Origin of the sequence: Mycolicibacter heraklionensis (assembly GCF_001021505.1) — a bacterium.
Classification (GTDB): Bacteria; Actinomycetota; Actinomycetes; order Mycobacteriales; family Mycobacteriaceae; genus Mycobacterium; species Mycobacterium heraklionense.
Genome location: NZ_LDPO01000004.1, coordinates 250,329 through 259,821 on the forward strand (window position 1 = coordinate 250,329; position 9,493 = coordinate 259,821).

9 protein-coding genes are annotated in these 9,493 nt (G+C 68.8%); 1 reads left to right on the top strand and 8 read right to left on the bottom strand.

Going from position 1 to position 9,493, the window contains the following annotated elements; all coding sequences use genetic code 11:
• Window positions 1-20 precede the first annotated feature (20 nt).
• From ABW16_RS08035 to ABW16_RS08065, 7 genes are all read right to left on the bottom strand, one after another.
• Window positions 21-1,181, bottom strand: a complete 1,161-nt coding sequence (locus tag ABW16_RS08035) for an alpha-hydroxy-acid oxidizing protein (RefSeq protein WP_047318605.1) — start codon at window positions 1,179-1,181, stop codon at window positions 21-23.
• A 4-nt stretch (window positions 1,182-1,185) separates the two neighbouring features.
• Complete coding sequence (locus ABW16_RS08040; RefSeq protein ID WP_047318606.1) at window positions 1,186-2,061, bottom strand: siderophore-interacting protein; 876 nt, start codon at window positions 2,059-2,061, stop codon at window positions 1,186-1,188.
• Window positions 2,062-2,103: 42 nt separating this feature from the next.
• Window positions 2,104-3,240 carry a DNA-processing protein DprA gene (gene dprA / locus ABW16_RS08045; protein WP_047318607.1) on the bottom strand — a complete coding sequence of 379 codons (1,137 nt, stop codon included), beginning with the start codon at window positions 3,238-3,240 and terminating at the stop codon, window positions 2,104-2,106.
• Window positions 3,237-4,748 carry a YifB family Mg chelatase-like AAA ATPase gene (locus ABW16_RS08050; RefSeq protein WP_047318608.1) on the bottom strand — a complete coding sequence of 504 codons (1,512 nt, stop codon included), beginning with the start codon at window positions 4,746-4,748 and terminating at the stop codon, window positions 3,237-3,239. The genes dprA and ABW16_RS08050 overlap by 4 nt, the downstream gene beginning before the upstream one ends.
• Window positions 4,749-5,117 carry a YraN family protein gene (locus ABW16_RS08055; protein WP_047318609.1) on the bottom strand — a complete coding sequence of 123 codons (369 nt, stop codon included), beginning with the start codon at window positions 5,115-5,117 and terminating at the stop codon, window positions 4,749-4,751.
• A gap of 146 nt (window positions 5,118-5,263) precedes the next feature.
• Complete coding sequence (locus ABW16_RS08060; RefSeq protein ID WP_233424715.1) at window positions 5,264-5,824, bottom strand: hypothetical protein; 561 nt, start codon at window positions 5,822-5,824, stop codon at window positions 5,264-5,266.
• Window positions 5,821-6,105 (bottom strand): DUF211 domain-containing protein, encoded by a 285-nt coding sequence (locus ABW16_RS08065; protein WP_047318610.1) that lies wholly within the window; start codon window positions 6,103-6,105, stop codon window positions 5,821-5,823. Before ABW16_RS08065 ends, ABW16_RS08060 begins: the two co-directional genes overlap by 4 nt.
• A gap of 260 nt (window positions 6,106-6,365) precedes the next feature.
• Here ABW16_RS08065 and eno point away from each other — a divergent pair, with 260 nt between their 5' ends.
• Window positions 6,366-7,637, top strand: a complete 1,272-nt coding sequence (gene eno / locus ABW16_RS08070) for a phosphopyruvate hydratase (RefSeq protein ID WP_233424716.1) — start codon at window positions 6,366-6,368, stop codon at window positions 7,635-7,637.
• 5 nt (window positions 7,638-7,642) lie between these two features.
• Here the strand turns inward: eno and ABW16_RS08075 are convergent.
• On the bottom strand, window positions 7,643-9,493 hold a 1,851-nt coding region (locus ABW16_RS08075), incomplete at its 5' end, for a proton-conducting transporter transmembrane domain-containing protein (protein WP_047318653.1).

Sequence of the window (9,493 nt, forward strand, 5' to 3'; positions counted from 1 at the left end):
TCAGACGGTGCCCGAGCTCCTCAGATGACGCGCCGCAGCGTTTCCGGGGTGAGATCAAGCCGTGACGGATAGCCGTCCACTGCCATGATCAAGTCGGCTTCGGCCAACAACGAGCGCAGGACGTGGACGATGCCAGCGGTTCCGCCCAGAGCCAGGCCGTAGGCATACGGTCGGCCGATTCCCACCGCCGTCGCCCCCAACGCAAGGGCCTTGATGATGTCGGCGCCGGTGCGGATGCCCGAGTCGAACAGCACCGGCATCCCGTCGGCGGCCGCCACCACGTCGGGCAGGCAGTCCAGGGCCGGCAGCCCGCCGTTGGCCTGACGACCGCCGTGCGTGGAGCAGTAGATTCCGTCGACGCCGCCGTCCCGGGCGCGCCGCACGTCGTCGGGGTGGCAGATGCCCTTGACGATCAACGGCAGGTCGGTCAACGACCGCAGCCACGGCAGATCATCCCAGGTCAGCGGAGCGCCGAAGGTCTGGATCCAGGACAAGATGGCGGCCTGCGGATTCTCCTCGGGCGGCTGGGCCAGCCCCGCCCGGAACACGGGGTCGGAGAAGTAGTTGGACAGGCAGTGCCCGCGCAGCTGCGGGAAGTTCGACGTGGCCAGGTCGCGGGGACGCCAGCCCGGGACCCAGGTGTCGAGGGTGACGACGATCGCCCGGTAACCGGCCGCCTCCGCGCGATGCACCAGGCTGGCGGCCAGCTCCCGGTCTTTGGGCGTGTACAGCTGGAAAAATCCTGGGGTGTCGCCGAATTCGGCAGCGATGTCCTCGAGCGGGTCGGCGGTGAGGGTGGACACCATCATCGGAACTCCGGTGGCCGCCGCAGCACGTGCGCTGGCCAAGTCGCCGTGCCCATCCTGGGCGCAGATCCCGATGACACCGATCGGCGCCATGAAGACCGGCGAGGGCAGCCGCAATCCGAACATCTCGATCGACAAGTCGCGCTCGGCGGCGCCGACGAACATTCGCGGTATGAGGCCCCACCCGTCGAAGGCGGTGACGTTGGCCCGCTGGGTCCGCTCGTCACCGGCGCCGCCGGCCACATACGACCACACCGATGGGGACAGCGCCGCAGCGGCTTTGGCCTCCAACTCGGAATAGGTCATCGGCAGTGGGGGCACCACCCCGGCCAGGCCCTGCAGGTAGATCTCGAACTGGTAATCCCCGAATGCCATGGCTTCAGCCTGTTTTCTCTTCAGCCGCCGCTGCGGTTTCCGTCGCTTCTTTGGCGGCGAGTTCCTTCTTCCACTGCCGGAAGGTCTCTTCGGTGCGACCGCGCCGCCAGTAACCCGAGATCGACGCCCATTTGGCGTCGACGCCGCGTTCCTTGCGAATGTAGGGCCGCAGATTGTGCATGACGGCCTGGGCTTCGCCGTGGATGAACACCTGGACCTGGCCCGACGGCCACGCGGCGGTGGTGACCGCCTTGATCAGCGGCGCGTTATCGCCGGCCCGCTCCTGCCCGACCAGGTCCGCACGCCCTCCGCGGTGCAGCCAGTTCAGCTCGACCCCGTCCGGCGCGTCCAGCGCGATCTCGTCGTCGGGCCCGGCGACTTCGATGAACACCTTGCCCACTGCGCCGGTCGGCAGGGCCTCCAGCGCCGCCGCGATCGCCGGCAGCGCGCTCTCGTCACCGGCCAGCAGGTGCCAGTCGGCATCGGGGTCGGGCGTGTAGGCACCACCGGGGCCCATCAGGTACACGGAATCGCCGGGCTGAGCGCTGCTTGCCCACGGTCCGACAACACCGTGGTCACCGTGCACGGAGACATCGATGGCGATCTCCCGGGCGAGCGGATCCGCACGCCGCACCGTGAGGGTCCGGATCACCGGACACTGCTCGTCGGGCAGCCCGTCGAAGCTGTCCAGCGTCAACGGCTGCGGGAGCGCTGCAACGTCGACGTCATAGCGCACAAAGACCACCTTGACGTACGAATCGGTGAAAACGCTGGGCTTGAACGTGTCGAAACCGTTGCCGCCCAACACGACTCGAATCATATGTGCCGACAGCTGCTCGGTGCGGACAACTTCGAAGGTGTGAACTGGTCGTCCCGCCACGCTGTCTCCCGTCTTTCGCCTTGCCCCAGCCGACTATACGAGCTACCGCTTCGGGCGAGCTATCCCCCAGCTGCCGTCGCGCCGCTGCACCAGGCCGGCGACCTCCAACATCGCCAGTGGGCCGAACACCTGCGCCGGCGCCAGACCGGAGGCCACCGCGATCTGATCGACGGTGACCACGCCGCGGCCGGGCAGCGCTTCGTAGACCTGACGTTCGGCGCCGCTGAGGCCGTCCAACGCAGTGACCGGCCGCGGCGGGTCGTCCGCCAATTCCCCAACCCGCCCCGCCAACTCGATCACCTCGTCGGCCCGGGTCACCAATTCGGCGCCGCCGCGCACCAGCACGTGACAACCGGCCGATGCCGCACTTGTGACCGGACCCGGGACGGCGGCCACCGGCCGGCCCAGCAGCCGCGCCCAGGCCGCGGTGTTGGCCGCGCCGCTGCGCAGTCCCGCCTCCACCACCACCGTCACCCCTGCCAGCGCCGCCACCAGCCGGTTGCGGGTCAGAAACCGATAGCGGGCCGGGCGAACCCCGGGTGGGTATTCGGTGACCAGTAGGCCGGTGGCGCCGACCCGATGCAGCAGCGCGGAATGCCCTGCCGGGTAGGCGATGTCGATACCGCCGGCGAGTACCGCCACGGTGGTGCCGTCTGCGGCGAGCGTGGCGCGGTGCGCCGCGCCGTCGATTCCGTAGGCGCCGCCAGAGACCACCGCCACGTCGCGTTCGGCCAGTCCGGCGGCCAGATCCGCGGCCACCAGCTCGCCGTAGGCGGTTGCGGCCCGGGTTCCGACGATCGCGGTGGCCCGCTCGGCGATCTCGTCAAGGCGCGCCGGACCCACCGCCCAGAGCACGAGCGGTGGCCGGCAATCCGGTTTGTCCGCGGTGTCGGCGCCCCCGAAGGCGGCGAACGCCAGCGCCGGCCACTCGTCGTCATCGGGGGTGATCAGGCGTCCTCCGCGGCGGGCGAGCCCCGCCAGATCGTCAGCGGCGACATCGATCTCACGTCGGGCTTCGGTGTGACGGGCCAGCTCCGGAGCTACGGCACCGCGGCGAATCCGTTCCGCTGCCTCCACCGGACCGATCCGATCGACCAGCGCAGCCAGCTCCGGGCGCGGTGGCTCGGCAACCCGGGACAGGTAGGCCCAGGCCTGCATCCTGGTGTCCGCGGCGCTCATCGGGCCGCGCCTGGCTGGCGGAAGCTCAGGGCTGCGGAGACCTCGTCCAACCCGGGTGAGGTCCGCCCGGCCAGGTCGGTCAGGGTCCACGCGACCCGCAGCGTGCGGTTGGCGCCGCGGATGGACAGCAGACCGCGATCCAGTGCAGCACGCAGCGGCGCCATCGCCGCGGTGCTGAGCCGGAACTTGCGGCGCAGCAGCGCTCCGCTGACCTCGGCGTTGGTGTGAAAGCCGTGCGGTGCCCACCGTTGGGCCGCGGCGGCCCGGGCCTGCGCGACCCGGGCCCGCACCGCAGCCGTCGGCTCCCCGTCTGCCGCCGAGAACGCGCCCGCCCGCACCGGATGCATCTCCACCCGCAGGTCCACTCGGTCCAGCAGCGGACCCGACAACCGGCCGAGGTAGCGCCGCTTCTCCATCGACTTACATGTGCAGTCCCTGGGGTCGGCCGGCGCGCACGGGCACGGGTTGGCGGCCAAGACCAGCTGGAAGCGGGCCGGGTAACAGGCCACCCCGTCGCGCCGGGCCAGCCGGATCTCACCGTCTTCCAGCGGGGTACGAAGCGCCTCTAAGGCGCTGACCCGGATCTCGGCGCACTCGTCGAGGAACAGCACGCCTCGATGTGCGCGGCTGACCGCGCCGGGCCGGGCCATCCCGGACCCACCGCCGACCAGCGCCGCGACGCTCGAGCTGTGATGCGGTGCGATGAAGGGTGGCCGGGTGATCAGTGGTGCGCTGCCCGACAGTAGACCCGCGACCGAGTGGATGGCGGTGACCTCCAGTGACTCGGTTTCGGTCAGTGGCGGCAGCAGTCCGGGAAGACGTTGGGCCAGCATAGTTTTACCGATTCCGGGCGGTCCGGTCAGCATCAGATGATGTGAGCCCGCGGCGGCCACCTCGACGGCGAACCGGGCCTGTGCCTGGCCGACCACCTCAGCCAGGTCCGCGACCGGCTCGGCCACCGGAGCCACGGTCGTGATCCGGTCCTGTAGCCGTGCGGTCCCCTCCAGCCAGCCGTGCAGCCGGCTCAGCGTTGCCACGCCGTAGACGTCGATGCCGTCCACCAGGCTGGCTTCGGCGAGGTTGTCCACTGGAACCACGGCGGCAGCCCAGCCGCCGTTCTTGGCGGCCAACACCGCGGGCAGTATCCCGTGGACCGGCCGCACGCGCCCGTCGAGTGCCAGCTCTCCGAGCAGCACCGTCTTCTCCAACCGGGACCACGGCGTTTTGCGGTCGGCGGAAAGCACGGCGGCGGCCAGGGCGATGTCGTAGACCGAGCCCATCTTCGGCAGCGTCGCCGGCGAGAGCGCCAACGTCAGCCGGGCCGCGGGCCAACGTTGCCCACTGTTGGTGATCGCCGCCCGCACGCGATCCCGCGACTCCTGCAGTGCGGCGTCGGGCAGCCCCACCAGATGCACCCCGGGAAGCCCGGAGGTGATGTCTGCCTCGATCTCCACGATCAAGCCGTCGAGGCCGCGCACCGCGACTGAGAACGCCCGGCCCAGTGCCATTCAGCCCACCCCCTGCAGGTGGCTGACCTCCGGGGTTCGGCTCCGCCCGATCCGCACCCGGATCACGTCGAGACGGACCTGGTCCCAGTGCGACTGCTGACCCACAAGCCACGCTCCGGCCAGCCGGCGCAACCTGCGCACCTTCTCGGGTGGCACCGCGTACGCCAGCCCGCCGAAACCGTCACCGCTGCGCGTCTTGACTTCGACGAAAACCACGGTGCGCGCGTTCTGGTCCGCGGCGATCACGTCCAGTTCGCCGTATCGGCAGCGCCAGTTGCGGGCGAGAATGGCCCACCCCTGCCCGATCAGGTGGTCGACGGCCACTTGTTCTCCGAGCGCCCCCAGCTCGGCACGAGACATGGTTGTCATGCCGGTCAGGGTCGGCCAGGACTCCGACAGCGTCGAGCCGGCCAGATCCGAAACCAGCTGCCGCGCGGTCAGTTATCCCCAGTGCGGCCTTCATCCACAGACACCTCGGAACGACGGCCCGGAGCTAAACCAGGCAAGGCCGTGCGTCACACCAGATCCACCTCTACGCCGATGACCGTCACAATTACGCCGGAGATCACCAGCCCGATTGCCCACAGCGAACGCCGGCCACCGACATGCACCGCGAGCAGCACGCCCAATCCTCCTAGCGCCGCCACCGACGCCAGCAACGCCGTCCAGCGTGCCGACGGCACCAGCGCACCGATTACCAGCGGCAGTGCGGCACCGGCGAAGCTGGCGGCACCCGCGACGGCGGCGACGGTGACCGCGTCACGCAGCACGGCCCTGCCCAGGCTGGTCGCCGCGAGACGACCCGACCGGGTGAACAGCAGTTGACGCTCGGCCCGCATCAACTCGGAGCGGTACTGGGTGTACTCCGCGACGAACACGGTCAGCAGCGCCGAGCACAGGGCGACCACACCGACTCGCGCGCCCAAGCCCAGGTTCAGGCCAACACCGCGGAGCACGGTTGCCGAAGCCAAGATGAGCGCGTTGAGGATGCCGTCCGACACGCCCAGCGCGGTCGCGAACAACACCCGGCCGCGGGAGCGCACCCGAATTCGGCGGTGCGGCCGCCAGCGTGTCACCGGGTTCGGGGCACGCGCTCGACGATGCGGTTGCCGACGACAAGCTCATCGATGCTGTGCACGGCCGCGCCCGCCTTCTCGATCTCTCGAATCAACCGGGGCGCATCGATATTCTCGCCTTCGACGGTGATCTCCAAGCCGACGGTTTCCAGGTCGATCTCGGCGACGGTGATGTTGAGTGCTTCCACACCGGGAGCGTTCTCGATCGCTTCGGCCAGCTCTAACAGGTCGGGTCTGGGTATGGCTTTGTCGACGTCGAGCTGCAGCCGGCGGACGTTCATCGGTCCGCTCCGCAACGAGTCGTCGGGACAGATTTCTGCGCACCTGACATGCCCCACTCCCTCTCAGTCATCGATGTTCACTCCCCTTGCCGTGCAACCACTATCGCGCCAACGGCGCCGCTGGTAGGCTGACTGGCGCACCCGGCGGTGGGGCTCGCCACAACTGCACGTCCATATCGGACTGCCAACGGTCCCTGCGGAAGACAACAACGTCCGGCCGGGTGCCACCCGGCCGCCAGCGGGGAGGTACGCAGGTGGTTGTGGAGTTTTCATCGATATCTGCCATCGAAATACTCGATTCTCGAGGCCGGCCGACCCTGTCGGTGTGTGCGATCCTCGCCGACTACACCGAGGTGTGCGCGGGTGTCCCCGCCGGCGCCTCCACCGGCTCCCGCGAAGCGGTCGAGCTGCGCGACCACGACAGCACCCGCTACGCGGGCCTGGGCGTACGCCGAGCCGTCGACCATGTCAATGGACCGATCGCCGCTGCGCTGACCGAGCGCCCGTTCACCTCCTTGGAAGAGGTGGACCAAACCCTGCTGGAGTTGGACGGCACCACCGACAAGTCTCAGTTGGGCGCCAACGCGATCGTCGGGGCATCGATGGTCGCCGCCCGGGCATTCGCCGCCAAAGCCGAACAGCCACTGTGGCAGTGGCTTGTTCCGCCCGGAGTCGGTGCCCGATTGCCGGTCCCCTCCTTCAACGTGATCAATGGTGGCGTGCACGCGCTCAACGGCCTGGACTTTCAGGAATTCATGATCGCTCCGCTCGGTGCGCCATCGCTGCCGGAAGCCGTCCGTGCCGGCGCCGAGGTGTACCGGCAACTGCGCACGGTGCTGGCCGACCGCAAGCTGGCCACCGGGCTGGGTGACGAGGGTGGCTTTGCGCCCGAAATCGACCGACCCGAAGAAGCGCTGGAACTGCTCACCCAAGCCATCGGCGACGCCGGGTATATCACCGGGCCGTCCGGGGTGGCCATTGCGCTGGACCCCGCCGCCAGCGAATTCCACCGAGACGGAGCCTACTTGCTCAACGGCGAATCGCTGTCCAGCAAGGACCTGATCGACCGCTACGTCGACATCGTGTCCAGGTACCCGGTGTGGAGTATCGAGGACGGGATGGGCGAGCACGACACCGCCGGATGGCGCCGACTGACTGAGACACTGGGTCATCGGGTGCAGTTGGTGGGTGACGACAACTTCGTCACCAACCCGGACATCATCGGGTCCGCGATACGCTCTGGCATCGGTAACGCCGCACTGATCAAGGTCAACCAGATCGGCACCGTGTCGGAAACCCTTGAAGCGCTTGCTCTGTGCCGACAGTCCGGGTATGGCGCGATGATCTCGCATCGGTCCGGCGAGACCGTCGACGCGTTCATCGCCGACCTGGCCGTCGGTTCGGGTTGCGGCCAGATCAAGTCCGGCGCACCCGCCCGCGGCGAGCGAGTGGCCAAGTACAACCGGCTGCTCGCCATCGCGGCCGCAGCACCGCAGCTGCCGTTCGGCCTGCCGGCGCCCGCAGAACCGTGAGCCGTTCATGAGGTCGCGATGACGACGGCGAGGACGGCCAGCACCGCGATCAGCATGTAGGCCATATAGGCGTCCAACCGTCCGGACTGAAGTCGTTTCGCCGACCGGGCCACGATCAGCAGCCCGCGGCTCAATGGCCGATAGAAGTAACGTTCGACCATGTCGACGACGTCAACCCGATAGGTGTAGAGCAACGGCGCCACGTCCTGACCGGGTGATTGGTCGACCGTCTCGACCAATTCGGTACGGGTCAACAAGACGGTGGACAAGATGTTGCGCACCGGGTTGGCGTAGGCGAACGAGGTGTATCCGACCCCCCGATGCACGCCGGGCGATGCCGACGACCACGGTGCCACCACGCGTGCCCGAAACGGGTTGCGGCCGGCGAACATCGCGGTGCACGCCACGATCACCAAGGCCATTGTGGGCAGGACCAGCCACAGCCACGTCGGTGAGAGCGCGGAGAAGTCGGCGAACACCGGCTGCAGCACCCATCGTGCGGCGTTGGCGCCGGCGGCTCGATCCCCGACGATGGGGACTAGGCCGGCTCCAATCAACCGCACCTCAAGCGGCGCGAACATCGCGGCGCCCAGGCAGCCCGCCACCAACAGGGCAATCCCGAAACGGTAGGGCCATTGCCCGTCCACGGCAGCGCCGACGGGATCGAGGGCAGGCTCACCGATGCGCGCCGGCCCGAAGGCCGTCAACGCCACCACGCGCACGAAGGTCACCCCGGCGATGCCGATCGTCAGCGCGATCAGCGCCCCGGCCACCGTAATGCACAGTTGCATCGCCAGGTTCGACACCCGGAACTGCTGCATCAACGCCTCCAGCGTGAACCACTCCGAGGCGAACCCGGCGGTCAGCGGCAGGCCGGCCAGGGTGAAAGATCCGATCACCAAACCGGTTCCGGCCCAGGGCAGGCGACGTACAACGGCACCCAAACAGTCGAGATCGGTGGTTCCCAGCGCATGCTCAATCGTCGACGTCGACACGAACAGCAGCGTCTTGCCCAGCGCATGCGCCACCACCTGGGCGGTGCCGGCTACCAGTCCGGCGGCCACCAGCTGCGGTTCACCGGTCGCCGCACCGACCAACCCCACCCCGAACCCGGTGGTGATGACGCCCGCGTTTTCCACGCTGGACCACGAGATGAGCCTGGCCAGATCGGGATTGACGGCCGCGTGGGCAATCCCCAAGATCGCGGTGACGCCACCGACCACCAGCACCACGCAGGCCAGCCAGACCTCCGGGGCGCCCAGCACTTCCAGTGTTCGCCACATGCCGTAGAAACCGACGTTGACGGCGGCACCCGCCATCACCGCGCGGGCCGGACCGGCAGCGGCGGTGTATCCGCGCGGCATCCAGATGTGGGCTGGCACGAGTCCGACCTTGACGCCGAAACCGAGCAGCAGCAGCGCATAGGCGGCTTGGCCAACGGCACTGTGCGGATCGATCCCGTCCACGGTGTAGACGAAAGTGTGGGTCTGCCCGGCCAGCAACAGTGCGCCCATCAAGACCGCGGCGCCGCTGGCTTTGCCGAACACCACCGTCACCACCGACCCGCCCACCCGGCCGGGCAGCTCCCGGTCATACCCGGCCAGTAGGTAGAAGGCGATGCTGAGCAGCTCCCACCCGAACAGCAGGACAAACAGGTTGTCGGTGGTGATGATCACCGCGACCGCGGCCAGTGCCACACCGACGGCGCCGGGCAAGCGCGGACGCGGGCGATTGGCGGTGGCACCGGCGGCGGCCAGGGCGGGAATCGCGACACCGAACGCGATGACCAGAAACAGTCCGGACAGTGGGTCCACGCTCAGGCTTGCCGGGCCGATCCCCGCCCAGTCTCTTATACA

Bases quoted from the DNA above. Each gene is read 5' to 3' on its own strand.
- ABW16_RS08035 (WP_047318605.1), bottom strand. From the start codon at position 1,181: ATGGCATTCGGGGATTACCAGTTCGAGATCTACCTGCAGGGCCTGGCC.
- dprA (WP_047318607.1), bottom strand. From the start codon at position 3,240: ATGAGCGCCGCGGACACCAGGATGCAGGCCTGGGCCTACCTGTCCCGG.
- ABW16_RS08050 (WP_047318608.1), bottom strand. From the start codon at position 4,748: ATGGCACTGGGCCGGGCGTTCTCAGTCGCGGTGCGCGGCCTCGACGGC.
- ABW16_RS08055 (WP_047318609.1), bottom strand. From the start codon at position 5,117: ATGACAACCATGTCTCGTGCCGAGCTGGGGGCGCTCGGAGAACAAGTG.
- ABW16_RS08065 (WP_047318610.1), bottom strand. From the start codon at position 6,105: ATGAACGTCCGCCGGCTGCAGCTCGACGTCGACAAAGCCATACCCAGA.